Genomic DNA, 21,054 nt, shown 5'->3' on the forward strand with positions numbered 1-21,054 from the left:
GGAGGGATTATGATGGCCACCCCTGTATCTGTCAACGAGAAAAAAGATTTTATTCGCTGGTTTTTAAATCGGTATCAATTAAAAAGAAGGGAATCTGTCTGGATTCTGAACTATCTGATGAGTCACGATCAGCTTATGGAAAAAGTCCACTTTGTCGAGGAAGCGCAATTTTGTCCGCGGGGTCTGATTATGTCTACCCATTGCACAAAAGAGGTTCCATTCCGTTTTTACAAAGATAATATCATGACGACAGACGCGGAGAAATCGTTCCATGATATCCGTTTGAACAGGGATGAGGACATTTATATCCAGATTAATTTTCGCTCATCCAATACAAGCCATCAATACGCCGCAGTTTTGGAAGAAAATCCATTCGTTAAGAAAACGGTTTATATCAGTGAGAAAGATAAATCGATTGCAGAACAGTTTTTAAAAGAAAGCCTGAGAAAATATCAGGAAAACAAACTGTTAAAAGCAATTGATGAAGCGCTCGATCAATATGATAAAAAGAGCTTTGATGAATTGTCATTAAGGCTGAAGGAATTAAGAGAACAGCAATAAATCCTCCGGTGTAACTGGAGGATTTATTGCGTTCTAAAAGAAAAGCGAAAGCGCCTGTCCATCGACGTATGTGCTGGACTGAGACGAGTGAGATAAAGGAGAGCCGAAAGACGACAGTCTTTCGTTCTCGACTTATCGTAAACGAGTTGAAGGAAGCACACTAGTCGATAGGCGCTGTAGCTGGACAAAAGAAAAGCGAAAGCGCTCGTTTAGCGACGTACAGACTGGACGAATCCTGACGAGATAAAGGAAACACGGTGAGCCAAAGGCGAAACGATGTTGACTTATCGTAGGAAGGAAGAGGAAGTCTGCTAGTCGCTGAGCGCTGTAGCTGGACAAAAAGAAAAGCGAAAGCGCACGTTTAGCGACGTACAGGCAGAAATGCGTAAACGCCTTGTTCAGCCCCGACAAGCATAAGGCGATTCCCGAGGAGGCAGTTTTTCAGCCACCACAGGGAAAAGGCTTATGACCTCGAGGGGCTAGGCGTTGTAGCTAGACATGGACGAATCCTGATGAGATAAAGGAAAAAGAAATGCGGAGAGTGCCTGCTTATCGGCGACAAGCATAAGATGAACGCAGAAGAAGGCGTAGTTTGCCTTCAACAGCGTTTGGCTTATGACCTCGAGCCGATGGCACTCGAAGCTGGACAACACGGTGAGCCAAAGGCGAAACGATGTTGACTTATCGTAGGAAGGAAGAGGAAGTCAGTCGTTTAGCGCTGTAGCTGGACAATAGAAAATCTTAAGCACTTTATTTGAACAGCTATGAACTTTTGAAACATGCTCCATTCCAAAAGCACATTGCTTTTTTTGTTTCATATTTATATTTCTGTTAGAATGATAAACAGTAATCAAGAGCATACTAGGGAGTGTGGAAAATGTTATGGAAGGCAAAAGACATTGATGTCTATCTGGAAGAGAAGGAATATATCGATACAGCTGTTATTCCGCTCATTCCAATTTCGTTTGGCCGGAATATGAAGCAAACAGTTGAAAAAGGGGAGTTCGTTCAGCTGCTTTCTTTGCACCTTGAAAGACAGTTCAAGGGCAGGATGCTCTTTCTGCCGGCGTATACATATCTCAGCGATGAAGATGAATTCAAGAAAACCTCAAATCTGCTTGAATGGGAAAAAACCATTAAGGAAAGCGGGTTCAAATATGTCTTTTTTCTGACATCTGATCCGGTTTGGCGAAATATGGAGCAAATTGCGTCCGAATCATTACTGTTCATCCCATCCATTCCGCTTCATGACATGGATGAACAATACAAGCAATCCATCATGGAAGATCAGGTTAAACAACTGATGAAAGGGATTGTCAATGGCTGGCAGGCATCCGTATAGGGTAATCGCCACATAGTTGACAAGTATTGCAATGGTATTTTATTGACCTTCCTGTAGTATTGATATATCATAATTATGTCCCAGTTTGTAAATGTGCGCAATATATTGTCCGATGGACTTACCTTACTGACAGAGGGGGGAAAAGGATGAGCAAGAATCCTGTAACAAGACGCCAATTTCTTAGCTATACACTGACTGGAGTGGGCGGATTTATGGCAGCAGGCATGTTGATGCCAATGGTTCGTTTTGCAGTGGATCCTGTATTGAAAGCGGAGGCTTCAGGCGATTTTAAAATGACTGACAAGAAAGTTGCCGATATTACTGATGAGCCTGTCCGAGTTGACTTCAGTTATGAACAAAAGGATGGATGGTACACTTCCGACGTTACACAATCAGCTTGGGTATATAAAGATGCGAAAGGTGAAATCGTTGCCCTTTCTCCGATTTGTAAGCACTTGGGCTGTACTGTTAACTGGGAAGGCAGTGAGGATCACCCAGATATGTTTTACTGCCCATGCCATAACGGTCTCTACACAAAAGACGGCAACAACGTCCCAGGAACACCGCCGAGAGGGCCGCTTGACGCTTATCCGGTCAAGGAAAAAGACGGCTTTTTAATGTTGGGTAATCCGGAAGAAAACCCATTTGTAAGAAAGAAGTAAAGGAGGCGTAATCATTGCTGAACAGAATGTACGACTGGATTGACGAGCGATTGGATATTACGCCGATATGGAGAGACATCGCAGACCATGAAGTGCCAGAGCATGTTAATCCGGCACACCATTTTTCTGCGTTTGTTTACTGTTTTGGCGGATTGACATTCTTTGTTACAGTCATCCAAATTCTATCAGGCATGTTCTTGACGATGTACTATGTGCCTGATATTAAAAACGCATGGGAATCAGTATATTATCTTCAAAATGAAGTGGCTTTCGGCCAAATCGTTCGCGGGATGCATCACTGGGGTGCCAGTCTTGTTATCGTTATGATGTTTTTACATACGTTGCGTGTGTTTTTCCAAGGAGCATATAAGAAGCCTCGTGAACTTAACTGGGTCGTAGGAGTCCTTATCTTTTTTGTCATGTTGGCCCTTGGATTAACAGGCTACTTGCTTCCATGGGATATGAAAGCATTATTTGCAACGAAGGTTACATTGGATATCGTTGAATCACTTCCATTTATTGGAGTACCTATGAAAACTTTAATAGCAGGAGATCCAACAATTGTTGGGGCTCAAACATTGACTCGATTCTTTGCGATTCATGTTTTCTTCCTTCCTGCTGCATTGCTTGCCTTAATGGGTATCCACTTTGTATTAATCAGAAGACAAGGGATTTCCGGTCCTTTGTAAAAAACGGCTCATTATTGCAAATTAATATTATCGATGTTTTAAGGAGGGGACAATGTGAAACGAGGAAAAGGGATGAAGTTCGTCGGCGATTCCCGTATTTCTGCGGAACGTAAGCCGAATATTCCTAAAGACTATTCCGAATACCCGGGTAAAACCGAGGCATTCTGGCCTGACTTCCTTCTAAAGGAATGGATGGTCGGTGCTGTATTCCTTATCGGCTTTTTATGTTTGACGGCTGCTCACCCAGCACCGCTTGAACGTATTGCCGATCCGACGGATACAGGTTATATTCCAATGCCTGACTGGTATTTCTTGTTTCTTTATCAATTAATCAAATACCAATTTGCTTCGGGGCCATATAACATCATTGGTGTTGCAGTTATTCCTGGCCTTGCATTCGGTGCCTTATTGCTTGCACCATTTTTGGATCGTGGTCCAGAACGCCGTGCGTCAAAACGCCCGTTTGCTACCGGATTCATGTTATTAGGTATTGCTGCGGTTTTTTATCTAACATGGGAATCCGTTGTGACCCACGATTGGGCTGCTGCTGAACAGCAAGGAAAGATCGTTGAAGGTCCAGAGGTTGAAATTGATCAGGAAGCGGAAGGCTATCAAGTGTACGCCGGACAAAGCTGTATTAACTGCCATGGTGAAAACCTGGAAGGCGGTCCAGCTGCACCACCTTTAGTCAATCTGGATCTTTCTCCCGATGAGATTAAAGACATCGCCCATAATGGTGTTGGAACGATGCCTGCTGATCAGTATCAGGGATCTGACGAAGATCTGGACAAACTGGCAGAGTTTATCACCTCATTGAAACCTGAGGAATAATATGGAAAGTGCAGACGCATCGGCGCTGCACTTAACCAAAATAGAAATTTACAAAAGCCGGCATCATGCCGGCTTTTATTTTTTCGGGAGCCGATATATGAACTATCTTACTGCTTATTTAATGGATCGCCGCTTTTTATGGCTGTTATTAATTGTAAACATAGTTGGAACAATTTACGGTTATTATTGGTACCTGCCACAGTTGGATGTCACACCTTTGATTTTTGTTCCGTTTGTGCCTGACAGTCCAACGGCAAGCTTATTTTTTGTCTTTGTATTGATCGCCTTTATTCGTTATAAAAACTATCCTCTTATTGAAGCGCTTGCATTGATCACACTGATTAAATATGGAGTTTGGGCGGTTGTGATGAATCTTCTTACACTAAAGGTAACCGGCTACCTACCGTGGCAAGGTTATATGCTGATCGCTTCTCATGGAGCGATGGCTGTCCAAGGAGTTCTTTATGCAAAATTTTATAGATTTAAACTCTGGCATGTCCTTGCGGCAGCTGCATGGACGCTTCATAATGATGTGATAGACTACGTCTTTATGCAGTACCCAAAATATCCTGGCCTTGAGTTGTATGTTAGAGAAATTGGTTACTTCACGTTTTGGTTAAGCCTATTTTCAATAGGTGCAGCTATGTATGTCTGTCTAAAAGCGAAGCGTGAATCCGAATGAGTTAACAAGTTGGGACAGGTCTATTCTTGTCCACTTCCTCATACCTTATTAACAGGAGTATGAGGAGGGGGGACCCTTATGAAACCATTTGCCGTTATTCTACTATTTTTTTGCTTAACCTTTGGCGCATGTTCTGCATACGCATCATCCGATTCCACACTAGCCGAGTTGGACCAAATGGCTGATGAAGCTTTGCAGTTGACTAAATTCTCGCGGCTGGAGGAAGCTAAGTCCATCCTTGAAAGATTTGCTGTACGGTTTTCAGAACAGGGAGTCAAAGACGGCAAATTTACAATGGATGAGCTGAGAGTGCTCACAGCCTCCCATCATGAAGCGTTGAGAGCAGTAACGAATATTAATATGAATGTAGATGAGAGAATTAGACTGGTCACTTCTTTCCGGCTGGCTGCAGATGCCATTTCTTCCACTCATCAACCGATGTGGATTGAAATGGAAGCCTCAGTCATGAAAGACTTTCAGGAGGTCAAAAACGCAGCGTTGGAAGGAGACAAGCAGGCCTACAATCAAAACCTTAACTCGTTTCTAGCGACTTATACCGTCATTCAGCCTAGTTTAAAAATCGATCTGGCTGCTGATAAGTTACAAAAACTCGATTCAAAAATAACTTTTATAGACCGGTACAGGTCCGATTTTTCCGAGCAAGAATGGGCGGAGCACCTGGATTCACTGGAACAAGACCTTCAAAAAATATTCTCCAATCCCGATGAGGATGAAGCTGATCCTTCTCTTTGGTGGGTCATCTCTATGACCGGAAGTATTATCGTTTTGACTCTTTCGTATGTCAGCTGGAGAAAGTACAAAGGAGAGAGACAACGAAGGAAACGGAAAGACTCAAATAATTGACCATTGCATTGAAATGAAATAGAATAAATAGTAGAGAAACAGTTACTGGAGGGTGAAAATGGGAGGTTATTTAATCTACTTTCTCATCATCATGATTGTCCCAATTTGGGCACAATTCAAGGTGAAAAATACTTACAATAAGTATGCGAAGGTTGCAACTGCAGAAGGAATGCCTGGAGCTGAAGTTGCAAGAAGAATATTGGATGCAAACGGCTTGTACAATGTCCAAGTCAAAGAGACACCGGGAGTACTGAGCGACCATTACAACCCGATGACAAAAACAGTAAACTTGTCTTCGGAGAACTTCCACCAGCCATCCGTTGCAGGTGCAGCTGTTGCAGCCCACGAGGTAGGGCATGCCATTCAGGACCAGCAGGGATATGCAGCGCTCCGTTTTCGTCATGCATTGGTTCCAGTGGCCAATATCAGCTCAAACGTGGCATGGATTTTCATTATTCTTGGTTTGATTTCATCGGCAATGTCTAATATGCTTTTGATTGGGATAATCCTTATGGCAGCCGGAGTTTTGTTCCAGGTTGTCACCTTGCCTGTTGAATTTAATGCTTCATCCAGGGCTATGGATCAGATGGTGTCTCTGGGATTGATCGACAATAGAGAAGAACGGGACGCAAGAAAAGTATTGAATGCAGCAGCCATGACATATGTTGCGGCAGCGGCAGTGGCAGTATTGGAACTGCTTCGTCTCATTTTGATTTTTGTCAATAGGGATGATTAAAAACGAGGAAAGTTCCTTACAGTAAAAATAAAAAAAGCCTAAACAGTCCTATTGATTGTTTAGGCTTTTCTCATGGTATAGGAATAGATGGAATCATATTATGGATAATATTATCTCGTTAGGAATCGTCCCATTTGTTTCGCTAGACAAGCGCCTTAAAGTCAATGAAATTTCCTGTGGGAGCTCAACAGCTGCTTCTTCGGGAATTGGCTTAAAAGTTGCGGTGATGAAAGGTGCTTCTATATATCAATCGGACGCTTGTTTTCATCCAGTGTGAATCCCTCCCCCATAACATCATGAACGACAATGACCGAAACGAAAGCATGTGGGTCAATGGAATGGATGATTCTTTTTAAATTCACTATTTCATTTCGGCCGACAACACAATAGAGAACCTCTCTATTCTCTTTTGTGAACGAGCCATACCCTTTCAGCATGGTGACTCCTCTACCCATTTCTTTCATGATGGCAGCTGCCAATTCGTCATAATGCTTCTCAGATATGACCATAGCCCCTCTTGCAGCGTAAGCCCCTTCTTGCATAAAGTCGATTACTCGGGCGCCGACAAAAACAGCAACCAGGGTATACATAGCTTCCTTATGATCCAAATAAGTTAAAAGGGAGACAAGAATAACGGTCGCATCAAATGTAAACATTGTCCTTCCCATGCTAATTCCTTTATATTTAAAGATGAGTCGTGCGATAATATCTACACCGCCGGTTGTTCCACCAAAACGAAAAATGATTCCAAGACCGATACCGGCGAATACTCCGGCGAACAAGGCTGCAAGAAAAAGATCTCCTTCTAACGGAATGGCGATTTGAAATCTTTGAAAGATGAAGAGGAATATAGAAACCGCTACGGTTCCTATTACTGTATATAGAAAGGATTTTTTTCCAAGCAGCTTCCACCCTATCGCAAAGAGAGGAATGTTCAATACTAAGTTACTATACGAAGGGTCAATTTGGAATAAGAAGTACAAAAGAAGGGTAATTCCTGTAAATCCGCCTTCGGCTAAGTTATTTTGCATATTAAAATGTACTAGTCCAAATGCAAAAATTGCTGCTCCCAAAAGAATCAAAAGAATATTTTTTATTTTTAATTGGAAAAGCACCACTACGCCCCCTGGCCAAAATGTTTTTGGAATTCTAATTATAACCAATACAGGATTATATCAGCAACTTCCACCAATTGAGCGCTTTCGTTTGTATATGAAAAAAGAATTAGCTAACATATGGTAAGAAGGTGAGGAAAATGAAAGAAAACAAAACAGTTAGGCAACTCCAAAATGAAGTGGATGAATATATCGGACAGTTTAAGGAGGGGTACTTTAGCCCGCTCGCAATGACTGCCAGGTTAACAGAAGAACTTGGTGAGCTAGCCAGAGAAGTCAACCACTATTATGGAGAGAAGAAGAAAAAAAGCGACGAAAAAGAAAATACAGTTCAAGAAGAACTGGGAGATTTGCTTTTCGTCATCATTTGCCTGGCGAATTCGCTTGATATTGATCTGCAGACAGCTCATGATCAAGTGATGCATAAATTTAAAACTAGAGATAAAGACAGATGGACAAAAAAGGATGAAGGTGATTTTGATGAGTGAAACGATCCGAGTAATAGTAGCGGGCCCGCGCGGCCGTATGGGAAAAGAAGCTGTTCAGCTTGTAAAAGAGACACCAAATTTTGAACTTGCGGCAGTGATTGATAGAAAAAATGAAGGCAAACTCCTTTCAGAAGTGGAAGGTTTTACTGGTTTGGATGTTCCTGTATATACAGATCCACAGGAATGCTTTCAACATGCGAATGCGGATGTATTGATTGATTTGACAACTCCTGAAAGAGGATATTTACATACAAAAACGGCACTGGAACATAATGTACGCCCTGTTGTCGGTACAACAGGCTTTTCTTCCGAGCAGCTCGACGAATTAAAGGGAATGGCTGAACAAAGGGGGATTGGATGTATCATTGCCCCAAACTTTGCAATCGGCGCCATATTGATGATGAAGTTTTCAGAAATAGCGGCTAAATATTTTGATGATGTTGAAATAATAGAGTTGCATCATGATCAAAAGCTTGATGCACCATCAGGTACAGCAATAAAGACTGCAGAAATGATTGCTAAAAACAGAGAAGCGAAAAAACAGGGCCATGAAGATGAGAAAGAAACGATTGCAGGAGCAAGAGGCGCGGATTTTGAAGGCATGCGCATCCACAGTGTAAGGCTTCCCGGATTGATTGCCCATCAACAGGTCTTGTTCGGTGCAGGGGGACAGACATTGACTATCAGGCATGACTCATATAACCGTGCTTCTTTCATGTCCGGGGTAAAAGTATCCGTCGAAACAGTCATGGCATTGGATACCCTAGTTTATGGACTTGAATCTATTTTAGATTAAGGTGGGATCCTGTTGATTCAAGAGAAAATTGATGTACTTGCCTTTGGAGCTCATGCCGATGATGTGGAAATCGGAATGGCCGGATCCATACGCAAATGGACAACTTCCGAAAGGAATGTAGTGATTTGCGATTTAACAAAGGCGGAGCTTTCCTCAAACGGAACAGTCGAGACAAGATTGCAGGAAGCTTTAACAGCTGCGAAAAAACTGGGCGTAATGGAAAGAGTGAATTTGCAATTGCCTGACCGTGGACTATTCCTTAAAGATGAATATATCCGGCAGATTGCGGGTTTAATCCGAAAATTTAGACCTACTCTTGTGTTTGCCCCTTTCCCTGAGGATCGGCATCCAGATCATGGACATTGTGCCGAACTCGTCAAGGAGGCATTTTTTTCGGCTGGAATTAGAAAATACGAGACTTCTGGCGACTATGCTGCTCATAAGGCAAGAAATCTGTTTTATTATTTTATAAACAGCCAACCCCCTCCGGATTTTGTAATAGATATATCCAAATTCATGGATTATAAGCTGGCTGCTCTTCAGGCGTATCGGACGCAATTTCTTCCAGGTGAATCGGGTGTTCAAACACCGTTGACGGAGGGATATTTGGAAAGGATAGAAGCAAGGGAAAGGATATATGGCTTGGAGGCCGGAGTCACCTTTGCAGAAGGATTTAAAACAGATCGTCCGCTTTTAATTAATCAAAACATTTTTGGGGAAGAATTATGAAACTAAAAATTGGCATTACCTGTTATCCAACGGTAGGGGGTTCCGGTGTAGTGGCAACGGAACTTGGAAAGCTCCTTGCAGAAAAAGGACATAAAATTCACTTCATATCTTCAAATATACCGTTTCGACTGAACCTGTGGCATCATAATATTTTTTTCCATCAAGTGACTGTCAATCAATATTCGCTTTTTCAGTATCCTCCTTACGATATTGCATTAGCCAGTAAAATGGCGGAGGTTATAAAAAGAGAAAAACTTGATATATTACATGTGCATTATGCTATTCCACATGCGGTCTGTGCTATTCTGGGAAAGCAGATGGCAGGAACAGATGTAAAGGTTGTGACTACCCTGCATGGAACAGATATTTCCGTTTTGGGATATGATTCAACCTTGGCAGAAGCCATTAAGTTCGGAATCGAGAAATCAGACAAGGTTACCGCTGTTTCTTACGCGTTGGCCGATCAGACAAAAGAATTGGTGGCGCCCGAACAATCAATAGAAGTGATTCATAATTTCATCGATGACAGGATCTACCAAAAGGTAAATATAGAAGGTCTGAAAGAAGCTTATGGTATTTCTGGCGAGGAAAAAGTGCTCATTCACGTATCCAATTTTAGAAAAGTGAAAAGAGTTCAAGATGTTGTGATGGCTTTTTCCAAGATAGCATCTAAAATAAAAGCAAAATTACTCCTTGTAGGCGATGGTCCGGAAATGACGGATATTTGCGGGCTTGTAGAAAAGCTGTCTCTTGAGGAAAATGTGTTGTTCCTTGGCAGGCAGGATCATCTGGAAGAACTTTATTCCATGAGTGACCTGATGCTTCTTTTATCGGAAAAAGAAAGCTTTGGTCTTGTAGCCCTTGAGGCGATGGCATGTGGTGTCCCTTGTATTGGAACACGGGTTGGAGGTATTCCTGAAGTGATTGAAGACGGATATAACGGCTTTTTATGCGAACTTGGCGATATAGATGATGTTGCGGAAAAAGCACTGATTTTACTGCAAAACGATAAATTGCTTGAACGTTTTTCCACTCAGGCAATGTCTGTTCCTGCACAACGATTTGATTCCGAAATGATTGTTTCTCAATACGAAGCTCTGTACGAATCCGTCCTAGGCGGTAAGAAAGAAGGCTGAAATCATGAAGGAACCATTCTTATCGGCACTGCCGATTATCGAGGAGATCGAAAACGCAGGATTTGAGGCTTATTTTGTAGGAGGATCAGTAAGGGACTATTTGCTAGGAAAAGAAATCCACGATGTTGATATCGCCACCTCTGCTACACCTGCAGAATTGAAAACCATATTTTCAAAAACCATAGATGTCGGGATTGCTCACGGTACAATTATTGTAATAAGACAAGGGCAGGGTTTTGAGGTTACAACATACAGGACAGAGGCTGAATATAAAGATTACAGGCGCCCTGAATCGGTGTCATTTGTCCGTCATTTGGAAGAGGACTTGAAGCGCCGTGATTTTACAATGAATGCGATAGCAATGAATAAAACTGGTTCAATTGTTGATCCGTTCGAGGGACGTCATGCTCTGAAAAATAAAGTGATTGAAACCGTCGGCTCAGCTGATGAGAGGTTTCAAGAGGATGCTTTGCGGCTGATGAGGGCAATCCGTTTTGTAAGCCAGCTCGGATTTCATCTGGAAATGGAAACGGAAAAGGCAATTGACTCCAATGCCCATCTTCTCCTACATATCTCTGTGGAGCGAATCATGGCTGAAATGGTCAAAATGCTCGAAGGGCCTTACAAATCAGAAGCATTTAAAATTCTTTTGAGAAGCGGGTTATATAAGTATTTGCCTGCCTTATTCAACAAAAGGGAGGTCCTCCTTGCTGCGCTTGATTATAGAATTTCTCCATTGAACGAAAATCAGATGTGGCTTCTGTTTTTGTATCTTTCGCAAACGACCTGCACTGACAGGGAGCTTAAGAAATGGAAGCTGCCTACCAAAAAAATCAAGGCTTTGACCCGAGCTTTAGATTATTTAAAGCTGAGACTTCTTCATGAATGGACAGCTTATGAATTGTTCAAGGCAGGTAGGGAAACAGGTGTCCTTGTCGAAACAGTTTACGAAACCATTCAACATAGGCCAATCGGAAGTGCCGCTGAGCGGATATATGGCCATTTTGATAAGCTTGTCATCAAAGCGAGGAATCAGCTCGCTGTTACAGGCAATGATCTGTTAATATGGGCGGGTGAACCAGGCGGCCCCTGGGTTAAAGAGTTGTTGGAAGAGATTATTAAAGCTGTTTTGAACGGAGATATTCCCAATGATAAACAAGAAATCAGGAGGTGGGTAACGGCTTGCGGACTACTATAAGACAGCAATTGATTGAAGCACTTTCCGATGCGGAAGGAGAATTTTTGTCCGGGCAGGCTCTGGCAGAAATCATCGGTTGTTCCAGGACAGCCATTTGGAAACATATCGAGGAGTTAAGGAAAGACGGTTTTGTACTGGAAGCTGTAAGGAACAAGGGCTACAGGATTGTCAGCACCCCGGAAGAAATGACAGAAAATGATATTCTTTACGGGCTTGAGACAGAGCGGTTTGGAAGAAACATACACTATTATGAATCTCTTGGATCTACTCAAAAGGCGGCCCACCAACTTGCACATGACGGTGCACCCGAAGGTACACTCGTGATCGCTGAAGAGCAAACTTCCGGGAGGGGAAGGCTTGGTAGGGAATGGCATTCCCTTAGCGGAAAAGGTATATGGATGAGCCTTATTGTAAAACCTGATCTTCCACCCCAAAAAGCCCCTCAATTCACATTGATCTCCGCGGTCGCTGTAGCCCGTGCCGTCGAAGAAATAACGGGGATCACACCGGAAATCAAGTGGCCGAACGATGTATTGATACGTGGAAAAAAAGTGGTTGGAATATTGACTGAACTGCAAGCGGAATCCGACAAAATTTCTTCTTTGATCATTGGGATCGGAATGAATGCCAATCACGGGCAGGAGGATTTTCCGGAGCATGTTGCACATACAGCTACTTCACTTTTTATTGAAAAAGGAGAAAAGATTTCACGTGCAGCCCTTATTCAATGCTTTTTAAAATATTTTGAAAGATATTATTCAATCTATATATCTGATGGGTTTAAGCCAATCCGTCTCTTATGGGAAAGCTATGCCATCAGTATCGGAAAGAGAATCAGGGCAACAACGGTATCGGGAGTGATTACCGGCCGTGCAATTGGGATTACCGATGAAGGGGTCTTGAAAATTGAGGATGATGAGGGAATCATTCATCATATTTATTCTGCCGATATACAACAGACTTGAGTTCCTTTAGTGAGGTGAGTGTTTTCACTTTTGTTGGTCATTCGGCGAAATATTTGCTATACTTTTTTTGGGCGGTATCATTTTTGAGCTGCACCACAAATTATTAGGAAAAACAATTAATTCTGCCTTGATCCTCTAAAAGGACGGGGACAGAGGACCGGAACGAACGAGTGACAGTTGCGGAGTCCTTCTGCCTTTTTTAGGGAGGACTCCTTTTGGTTTTATAACTGCCGCTCTGATTCATTTCGTCTCCTCTAAAGAGATAGGAGGATGAACAAAATGAAGTCGACAACAGATTTTTTGAAAATGAAACAAGCTGGGGAAAAGATTGTCATGCTTACCGCATATGACTATCCACAAGCAAAACTTGCTGAAAAAGCCGGGGTGGACATGATTCTTGTCGGTGATTCGCTTGGAATGGTTGTGCTGGGCTATGACTCTACGGTACCTGTCACAACCAATGATATGATTCATCACACAAAAGCGGTGAAACGTGGAGCGAAAGATACTTTTATTGTCACGGATCTCCCTTTTATGACTTTTCATATAAGCAAAGAAGAGGCTCTGAGGTCTGCAGGGAAAATCATGCAGGAGAGTGGAGCACATGCCGTAAAGATTGAAGGCGGGGGAGAAGTGGTAGATACGATCAGGGCCTTGACAAATGCCGGTGTGCCTGTCATGGGACATCTAGGATTGACACCGCAGACTGCGGGGGTGCTTGGCGGTTACAAAGTACAGGGGAAAACGGCGGAAGCGGCAGTCAAACTGATTGAAGAGGCAAAAAAATGTGAAGAAGCAGGTGCTTTTGCCATCGTATTGGAGTGTATTCCTCACCAGCTTGGCAAAGAAGTCTCTGCCAAAATAAACATACCGGTAATCGGAATTGGCGCGGGTCCTGAAACAGATGGACAAGTTCTCGTATTTCATGACGTTGTTACATTTGGAGTTGACCGTGTCCCTAAGTTTGTCAAACAGTTTGCAGATATAGATTTTGCAGCATTATCAGGTATCGGGAAGTACGTGGAGGAAGTTAAAACAGGCACGTTTCCCGATCCGCAGAAACATACATTTAATATGAAGCAGGAAGAACTGGCTTCTTTGTACGGAGGAAAGTGAATTGATCACAGTCACAACAAAGCAGGAAATGCAACAATTGGTGATACAACATAAATCAAGCGGAAAATCCATAGGCTTTGTTCCGACAATGGGTTACTTGCACGAGGGACATTTGACGCTTGTCAAGGAAGCCAGTAAACAAAATGATATCATTATCATGAGTATTTTTGTCAATCCTTTACAATTTGGACCTGGAGAAGATTATGATTCCTATCCCCGAAATTCTGCAAGGGACAAAAAGCTTGCTAAAGAGTCCGGGGTTGACATTTTATTCATGCCAAGCCCGGAAAATATGTATAACAGCCAAAAATCAATAGGGATGACAGTCTTAAATAGGACTGATATCCTATGTGGAGTCAACCGGCCGGGCCACTTTGACGGAGTTGTCATGGTATTGTCGAAGCTTTTTAATATTACAATGCCTGATCGGGCTTATTTCGGCTTAAAAGATGCACAGCAATTTGCGGTTGTATCCGGTCTTGTTGAAGATCTTGATTTCCCGATTGAGCTCATTCCTATCGAAACGGTCAGGGAATCTTCCGGATTGGCAGTCAGCTCAAGAAATGTCAAATTGACGACAGAAGAAAGAAAACAGGCGCCTGCCTTATACAGAAGCTTGCAGAAGGCTGAAGATTTAATAAAAGAAGGCGTTCAAGATATTGATGCCATCAAAGGTGTAGTTGAAGATCATATGAGATCCCAAATGCAGGCTGAGATTGATTATGTGGAGATATTGAGTTTCCCCGAACTGGCGCCGGTTTCCATCCCCAATGGAAAGTTGATCGTCGCTGCCGCTGTCAAGTTTTCAAAAGCAAGACTTATTGACAATATCATCATTGAAGTTTAATTGCTCTTATTTTCGGGTGGAAAGAGGACTCATATGTGGTAAACTAACTAAGAGTAGCGATTGTTTATTGGATTAAAGGTGTGAAGAGGATGGCAGGCAAATATGTCGTTGTAGATGTTGAGACAACAGGGAATTCATATGTTAAAGGATCCAGGGTGATACAAATTTCTGCAGTTATTGTAGAAAACTCCCGTATCACGGATCAATATACTTCTTTTGTCAATCCCGAAGTGCCCATCCCGTCTTTTATAAAAGATTTGACAGGCATCGGTGAGGAAGAGGTAGCCAAAGCGCCCCGATTCGGAGAGATTGCTGGTGAGATCCATTCCATATTGGATGGATCGATTTTTGTGGCTCATAACGTAAAGTTTGACCGCAGTTTTGTTGCAGGGGAATTGGAAAATGCCGGTTTTGTTAATCCCATTGAAAAGACCTTGGATACGGTCGAGCTGGCGAACATTCTCCTACCGGAGGCGAACAGCTATAAATTGGAAGAACTTTCGGATCAAATGGAGCTTGAGCATATCACCCCGCACCAGGCGGACAGTGATGCCCTTGCTACAGCGGAATTGTTTTTAATGCTGTTGGAAAAAGCAAAAAATCTTCCTGTAGCGACATTGCAAAAACTTTGTAAATTATCCAAAAACCTTAACGGAAGCATATTATCTTTTTTTGAGTCGATTTTGAAGGAAAAAGAGGGCCGTATGGAAAGTATTCCAGATGAACTTGAATTCTATCGTGGCATCGTGTTGAAGAAAAAGCAATTTTCAGACAAAGAGGCCCCAATTCAATCACTGGCTTATCCTAAAGGAACAGAAGATAAAATCGAACTCCTGCAGCCACTGATTAAAGAGTTTGAGTCACGGAACGGGCAGTTCGAAATGATGGATACAGTTTATGAATCATTCCGGACTAATACCCATGCTGTTATAGAGGCAGGAACAGGCGTCGGCAAGACCATCGGATATTTGCTTCCAAGTATATATTTTTCAGTTGACCTTAAGGAAAAAATCATTATTAGTACTCACACGATTCAATTGCAGCATCAGATACTGGAGAAAGAAATAAAAGTCTTAAAAGATGCTGTTCCTTTTTCCTTTAGGACAGCTTTAATCAAAGGCAGAGAGCATTATATTAATATGCTTAGGTTTGAGCAGACGCTTTGGGAACCTGACTCCTCGTATGATGAAACGATCACCAAAATGAAAATATTGGTTTGGCTGTTGCAGACGGAAACTGGGGATATGGATGAATTGAACCTGTCAAGCGGAGGAAAGCTTTATTGGAAGAGAATATGCAATGACGGATCTTTTGTCGATAAGGGCAATGATCCTTGGACTTATCATGATTTTTATTTGCATTCCAAAAATCTTGCAGCGAATGCGGATATTATTGTAACCAATCATTCCATGCTTGTCGCTGATTTGAAACATCATGTACTGCCAAAAAGCCCTTACATTGTTATCGATGAGGCTCACCATCTGGAAAAATCAGTAAGGACTAAACTCGGAAGGATGCTTGATTATAATCATATAAAGTTTTTGCTGGGGAAATTGGGAACAACCGAGAAAAAGAAAAAATTTTACATCCTTGACAGGTATACTGCTAAAGTTTCAGAAGTTCCTTCTGTTCATTCCTTCATAGTGGATAATGCTATAGATGGTCTCGAATCAGAAACAGATGATTTATTCATCTTGCTGAGCCAAATGCTTAAGAGTACCCGGTCGTCGAATAAAGTGAAGAATAGAAGAGCCAAGTTAAGGGTTTCTGACCAAATCAGATCCGGGGCAGGCTGGCAGAAAGTCATGCTGTGCGCCGAGCGCTTTTTGGATTTTCATAAGCTGATCTCCCAGGGTGTTGAGGAACGGCTTGCGCTTATCAATAAAAACCAGTCTTCACTTTCGACTGCCGAATTGGCATTCCTTGAAGAAATGACAGGCTTTCATGAAGAATGGAGTGAAATGGGCTCTCAGGTCAAACATTTGCTTTCAACAAAGGAAAACAGTGAAGTGACATGGCTTGAGAGTGATCACCAATGTATGGCAAACAGAACGAGTGTTCATAGACAGCCGTTGAATATTAACCAGTTTTTATCCGAAAGGCTTTTTAAAGAACACAAGAGTGTTGTTTTGACGTCTGCATCGCTTACTGCCAATAATACATTCAAATTTTTTAACGAGGAGATTGGAATTAATTCTTTTGAACGGATTGAAAAAAGATATGACTCTCCTTTTTCTTATGAAGAGCAGGTTAAGCTGCTTATTCCGACAGATCTTCCGGAAATCAATTCTGTTTCCATGGAGGAATATACCGAGTCGATTGCCTGTCACTTAATCGCTGTTGCAAATGCTACAGAAGGGCGGATGCTTGTGCTGTTCACTTCCCATGAGATGCTTCGAAAAACCTATGAATTACTTGATGACAGTAATGAACTCAGTGATTTTATCCTGCTGGCTCATGGTGTTTCTTCAGGCAGCAGAAGTAGGCTTGTAAAAAGCTTTCAGCAGTTTCAAAAGGCAATCCTGCTGGGAACAAGCAGCTTTTGGGAAGGAATCGATATCCCGGGAGAAAACTTATCCTGTCTGGTCGTTGTCAGGCTCCCATTTTCTCCAATAGATGATCCGGTTACGAGTGCAAAATTGGAATCCGTTCAGAAAAGCGGAAGAAACCCATTTTCAGCTTTCTCTCTCCCAGAAGCGATTATTCAGTTCAAACAAGGATTCGGACGTTTAATCAGACAAAAGACAGACCGTGGTGTTTTTTTCGTATTTGACCAGAGAATCATTACATCCGTATATGGAAAAGCTTTTCTAAGGTCTATCCCTTCCATAAAGGTTGAAAAAGGTCCTTTGGATGATCTAATCCCTTCGGTTGAAAATTGGCTGAGGAAAAAGTAAAACGCCGCAAGAAGCGACGTTCACAATGTGGACTAGATTTTTTTAAAAACAACGGCCTCACCATCATGTTATAATGAGGGTACCGCGTTACTTACTTATATTGTGGCAAAAAACAGATCGGTTATAAGTAACAAAATATGTGTATTGAGGAACGAGTGCACAATAAAACGAAGATTTTCTGCATTAACGAGGGATGTACATGTATAAATGGCTCGCGGTTATTCTTGCTTGCATTTTAATTGCTGCGGGGATAACCGGATGTGTGTATAGCAAGGCAATGACGCCAGTGAAAAAGGCAAGGGATGCCGCCGAGGCAAGGCTAAAGTCGGAGACGGATATAAAAAGCGTGGACGAGTTTTATTTATATAATGGTTCTAGCACGTATTTTGTAGTGATTGGAAAAAACAGCAAAGGCAAGGAAACTGCTGCATGGATACCAGAAAATAAAAAAGACGAAGTCCACGTAAAGAAAATGTCAGATGGTGTCTCGAAACAGGACGCAGTCAATAAATTACTTAGCGAAAAAAAGCCTAAAGAGATTCTTGGAGTTAGACTTGGAATGGAAAAGGAACTTCCTGTATGGGAATTGTCCTATCTGGATGAAAACTCAAATTTGAATTATTATTACATCCATTTTGACTCAGGAAAATGGTGGAGAAAAATAGAAAATCTATAGAGGAAGAAGGGATTGCAGATGATTGAATTATCAAATCGGGTATCCAAAGTTACACCTTCATCCACGCTGGCGATAACAGCAAAAGCAAAAGAATTAAAAGCGAGCGGTCTTGATGTGATCGGGCTGGGAGCGGGTGAACCGGATTTTAACACACCGGAAAATATTATTCAGGCGGCATACCGTTCCATGGAAGAAGGACATACAAAGTATACACCTGCGGGCGGTCAGGCTGAATTGAAGAAGGCAATCATCGGAAAATTCAAAAGGGATCAAGGACTTGATTATAATGCTTCAGAAATTATCGTTACAAACGGTGCAAAACATGCCCTTTACACACTTTTCCAAGTAATACTGAACGATGGCGATGAAGTGATCATTCCGACACCATACTGGGTAAGTTATCCTGAGCAGGTAAAGTTGGCAGGGGGCGAGCCTGTGTTTATCGACGGTGAAGAAGCAAATCATTTCAAAATCACCGGCAGACAGCTTGAAGAAGCTATAACATCCAAAACAAAGGCTGTTATTATCAACTCACCCAGCAACCCGACTGGGATGATTTATTCGAGAGAAGAACTGGCCGAGATTGGGGAAGTTTGTAAAGTACATAATATACTGATCATCTCTGATGAAATATATGAAAAACTTCTATACGATGGTTACGATCATGTTTCAATAGCTCAACTATCGCCTGAACTTAAAGAGTTAACCGTCATCATCAATGGTGTGTCAAAATCACATTCCATGACTGGCTGGAGAATTGGATATGCAGCAGGAAACGAAAGAATTATTAAGGCCATGACGGATGTCGCGAGTCATTCAACTTCGAATCCAACAACAACATCCCAATACGGAGCGATTGAGGCTTACACGGGAACTCAAGAGCCTGTTGAAAAAATGAGACAGGCATTTGAAAAAAGAATGAACATCATCCATGAAAAACTTACGAACATTCCAGGTGTATCATGTCTGAAGCCACAGGGCGCATTCTATTTATATCCGAACGTGAAAGAAGCCGCCGAAAACTCTGGTTTTGATGATGTAGACAGTTTTGTACAGGCATTGCTTGAAGAGGCGCTTGTAGCTGTTGTACCGGGCTCCAGCTTCGGCTCTCCGGAAAACATCAGACTATCCTATGCCGCATCTCTTGAATTGCTGGAGGAAGCGGTCAACCGCATTCATTCATTTGTGGAGTCCAAAAGACAATAATTCATTTTGAAAATAAAGGCCACGTGCAATCTGTGCGTGGTTTTTCCATCGAAAGACACAGCGGTTTCCACGCTAGTAAAGAAGAGGTGCTGAATATGGATAAAAATATAATAGTGTCATGGATGGAAGCCGGTATGATTCAAGTCCCAAATCTGTTAATGCAAAAGTATAAGCAAATCGGGTTAGACGAAAAAGAATTGACACTGCTATTACAAGTCCTATCGTTTATTGAGACAGGTAACGAGTTTCCTACACCTGAACAATTGGCTGAAAGAATGACAATAAGCAGCGGTGAATGTTCCGGGGTGTTAAGAAAACTGGTTCAAATGCAGTTTCTTTCGATAGAAGAAGGTGTTTCGGAGGATGGAATCCGTTTTGAAAAGTATTCGATGAGCCCATTATGGATAAGGCTTGCCGACGAATTGAAATTCGAGAAAAAGCAAAGCGACTTGAAACTTACATTGCTCGAGGAACATGACCTATATTCCCTTTTTGAGCAGGAGTTCGGAAGACCGCTATCACCAATGGAATGTGAAAACCTAGCCATGTGGCTTGATGAAGACGGACAAGACCCTGTTATCATCAAGGCTGCATTAAGGGAAGCAGTTTTAGCTGGTAAATTGAGCTTTCGTTACATAGATCGCATTTTATTCAATTGGAAGAAAAATGGGGTCAAAACTCTCGAACAGGCACGAATGCAGGGGATACAATTTAGGCAAAAAACGAAGCAGCCAACACAGCCAACAACGGGAACATCGTCAAAGACCATTCCGTTTTATAATTGGCTTGAACCGTGACTTTGACAACTGGAGGTGAGGTATATGTTGAATAAGCAGGAAATCCAACTTTGTATTGACACAATGGGGGAAATGTTTCCGGAAGCCGAATGTGAATTAAATCATTCGAATCCGTTTGAACTTGTCATCGCTGTTTTACTATCTGCCCAATGTACCGATGTCCTTGTCAACAAAGTAACCAAATCCCTTTTTAAAAAGTATAAAACACCTGAAGATTATCTTAATGTGCCTATTGAGGAACTTCAGCAGGACATACGTTCCATTGGTCTTTATCGTAATAAAGCGAACAATATTCAAAAACTGTGCCTAATGCTATTGGAGGATTACGGGGGAAAAGTGCCATCCGATCGTGATGAGCTTGTCAAGCTTCCAGGGGTTGGGCGCAAGACTGCCAATGTAGTTGTATCTGTGGCTTTCGGCGTTCCTGCTATTGCAGTTGATACACATGTGGAAAGAGTCAGTAAGCGTTTGGCTTTCTGCCGGTGGAAAGACAGTGTATTAGAGGTTGAGAAAGCATTGATGCGTAAAATTCCGAAAGAACTTTGGTCCATCAGCCATCACAGAATGATCTTTTTCGGAAGATACCATTGTAAAGCGCAAAATCCTCAATGCCATATTTGTCCTTTACTCGATTTGTGCAGAGAAGGGAAGAAAAGAATGAGGAAGAAAGATGCTGCTTCAACAAAATAGCTAAAAAAATGGATGACCTTTTTGGTCATCC

22 protein-coding genes are annotated in these 21,054 nt (G+C 42.1%); 21 read left to right on the forward strand and 1 reads right to left on the reverse strand.

Annotation, left to right across the window (positions count from 1 at the left end; all coding sequences use genetic code 11):
• Positions 1–12: 12 nt before the first annotated feature.
• The 8 genes from C509_RS0111945 (at position 13) to C509_RS0111980 (ending at position 6,367) form a co-directional block, all read left to right on the forward strand.
• The gene (locus tag C509_RS0111945; RefSeq protein WP_018707166.1) at positions 13–561 is read left to right on the forward strand and encodes a ReoY family proteolytic degradation factor; all 549 of its coding nucleotides are present in this window, start codon (positions 13–15) and stop codon (positions 559–561) included.
• Positions 562–1,438: 877 nt separating this feature from the next.
• Positions 1,439–1,903: a YpiF family protein gene (locus tag C509_RS0111950; protein WP_018707167.1), complete on the forward strand. Its 465-nt coding sequence runs from the start codon at positions 1,439–1,441 to the stop codon at positions 1,901–1,903.
• Between the two features lie 146 nt (positions 1,904–2,049).
• Positions 2,050–2,565, forward strand: coding sequence for a QcrA and Rieske domain-containing protein (locus tag C509_RS0111955; RefSeq protein ID WP_018707168.1), 516 nt, complete (start codon positions 2,050–2,052; stop codon positions 2,563–2,565).
• A gap of 14 nt (positions 2,566–2,579) precedes the next feature.
• Positions 2,580–3,254: a menaquinol-cytochrome c reductase cytochrome b subunit gene (gene qcrB / locus C509_RS0111960; protein WP_018707169.1), complete on the forward strand. Its 675-nt coding sequence runs from the start codon at positions 2,580–2,582 to the stop codon at positions 3,252–3,254.
• Positions 3,255–3,308: 54 nt separating this feature from the next.
• A complete protein-coding gene (locus C509_RS0111965; RefSeq protein WP_018707170.1) occupies positions 3,309–4,085 on the forward strand; it encodes a menaquinol-cytochrome c reductase cytochrome b/c subunit in 777 nt (258 codons plus the stop codon).
• Positions 4,086–4,182: 97 nt separating this feature from the next.
• Entirely contained in the window at positions 4,183–4,767 is a 585-nt protein-coding gene (lhaT, locus tag C509_RS0111970; RefSeq protein ID WP_026319824.1) for a lipoprotein heptaprenylglyceryl N-acetyltransferase LhaT, read from the forward strand.
• A 78-nt stretch (positions 4,768–4,845) separates the two neighbouring features.
• Entirely contained in the window at positions 4,846–5,631 is a 786-nt protein-coding gene (gene ypjB / locus C509_RS0111975; RefSeq protein ID WP_018707172.1) for a sporulation protein YpjB, read from the forward strand.
• A gap of 58 nt (positions 5,632–5,689) precedes the next feature.
• On the forward strand, positions 5,690–6,367 hold the full coding sequence (locus C509_RS0111980) for a zinc metallopeptidase (RefSeq protein WP_018707173.1): 678 nt from the start codon (positions 5,690–5,692) through the stop codon (positions 6,365–6,367).
• 239 nt (positions 6,368–6,606) lie between these two features.
• On the opposite strand, the gene C509_RS0111985 is transcribed toward C509_RS0111980, so the two are convergent.
• Positions 6,607–7,482 carry a YitT family protein gene (locus C509_RS0111985; RefSeq protein WP_018707174.1) on the reverse strand — a complete coding sequence of 292 codons (876 nt, stop codon included), beginning with the start codon at positions 7,480–7,482 and terminating at the stop codon, positions 6,607–6,609.
• A 140-nt stretch (positions 7,483–7,622) separates the two neighbouring features.
• On the opposite strand from C509_RS0111985, the gene C509_RS0111990 reads away from it, so the two are divergent.
• From C509_RS0111990 to nth, 13 genes are all read left to right on the forward strand, one after another.
• Positions 7,623–7,970 (forward strand): nucleotide pyrophosphohydrolase, encoded by a 348-nt coding sequence (locus C509_RS0111990; RefSeq protein WP_018707175.1) that lies wholly within the window; start codon positions 7,623–7,625, stop codon positions 7,968–7,970.
• A complete protein-coding gene (gene dapB, locus C509_RS0111995) occupies positions 7,963–8,766 on the forward strand; it encodes a 4-hydroxy-tetrahydrodipicolinate reductase (protein WP_018707176.1) in 804 nt (267 codons plus the stop codon). The genes C509_RS0111990 and dapB overlap by 8 nt, the downstream gene beginning before the upstream one ends.
• A gap of 12 nt (positions 8,767–8,778) precedes the next feature.
• On the forward strand, positions 8,779–9,495 hold the full coding sequence (bshB1, locus tag C509_RS0112000) for a bacillithiol biosynthesis deacetylase BshB1 (protein ID WP_018707177.1): 717 nt from the start codon (positions 8,779–8,781) through the stop codon (positions 9,493–9,495).
• Positions 9,492–10,631 (forward strand): N-acetyl-alpha-D-glucosaminyl L-malate synthase BshA, encoded by a 1,140-nt coding sequence (bshA, locus tag C509_RS0112005; protein ID WP_018707178.1) that lies wholly within the window; start codon positions 9,492–9,494, stop codon positions 10,629–10,631. Before bshB1 ends, bshA begins: the two co-directional genes overlap by 4 nt.
• 4 nt (positions 10,632–10,635) lie before the next feature.
• A complete protein-coding gene (locus tag C509_RS0112010; RefSeq protein WP_018707179.1) occupies positions 10,636–11,829 on the forward strand; it encodes a CCA tRNA nucleotidyltransferase in 1,194 nt (397 codons plus the stop codon).
• A complete protein-coding gene (locus tag C509_RS0112015) occupies positions 11,814–12,794 on the forward strand; it encodes a biotin--[acetyl-CoA-carboxylase] ligase (RefSeq protein ID WP_018707180.1) in 981 nt (326 codons plus the stop codon). Before C509_RS0112010 ends, C509_RS0112015 begins: the two co-directional genes overlap by 16 nt.
• Positions 12,795–13,073: 279 nt before the next feature.
• The gene (panB, locus tag C509_RS0112020; protein ID WP_018707181.1) at positions 13,074–13,910 is read left to right on the forward strand and encodes a 3-methyl-2-oxobutanoate hydroxymethyltransferase; all 837 of its coding nucleotides are present in this window, start codon (positions 13,074–13,076) and stop codon (positions 13,908–13,910) included.
• Between the two features lies 1 nt (position 13,911).
• Positions 13,912–14,757, forward strand: a complete 846-nt coding sequence (gene panC / locus C509_RS0112025; RefSeq protein ID WP_018707182.1) for a pantoate--beta-alanine ligase — start codon at positions 13,912–13,914, stop codon at positions 14,755–14,757.
• A gap of 89 nt (positions 14,758–14,846) precedes the next feature.
• Positions 14,847–17,654: an ATP-dependent DNA helicase DinG gene (gene dinG, locus C509_RS0112030; RefSeq protein ID WP_018707183.1), complete on the forward strand. Its 2,808-nt coding sequence runs from the start codon at positions 14,847–14,849 to the stop codon at positions 17,652–17,654.
• 199 nt (positions 17,655–17,853) lie between these two features.
• Positions 17,854–18,330 (forward strand): cell wall elongation regulator TseB-like domain-containing protein, encoded by a 477-nt coding sequence (locus C509_RS0112035; protein ID WP_018707184.1) that lies wholly within the window; start codon positions 17,854–17,856, stop codon positions 18,328–18,330.
• A 21-nt stretch (positions 18,331–18,351) separates the two neighbouring features.
• Positions 18,352–19,536 carry a pyridoxal phosphate-dependent aminotransferase gene (locus C509_RS0112040; protein ID WP_026319825.1) on the forward strand — a complete coding sequence of 395 codons (1,185 nt, stop codon included), beginning with the start codon at positions 18,352–18,354 and terminating at the stop codon, positions 19,534–19,536.
• Positions 19,537–19,631: 95 nt separating this feature from the next.
• The gene (locus tag C509_RS0112045; protein WP_018707186.1) at positions 19,632–20,333 is read left to right on the forward strand and encodes a DnaD domain-containing protein; all 702 of its coding nucleotides are present in this window, start codon (positions 19,632–19,634) and stop codon (positions 20,331–20,333) included.
• A 24-nt stretch (positions 20,334–20,357) separates the two neighbouring features.
• Positions 20,358–21,023, forward strand: coding sequence for an endonuclease III (gene nth, locus C509_RS0112050; RefSeq protein WP_018707187.1), 666 nt, complete (start codon positions 20,358–20,360; stop codon positions 21,021–21,023).
• The last annotated feature ends 31 nt before the right edge of the window (positions 21,024–21,054 follow it).

The sequence above is a fragment of the Siminovitchia fordii DSM 16014 = CIP 108821 genome (genome assembly GCF_000374565.1).
In the GTDB taxonomy this organism is placed as follows: domain Bacteria; phylum Bacillota; class Bacilli; order Bacillales; family Bacillaceae_C; genus Siminovitchia; species Siminovitchia fordii.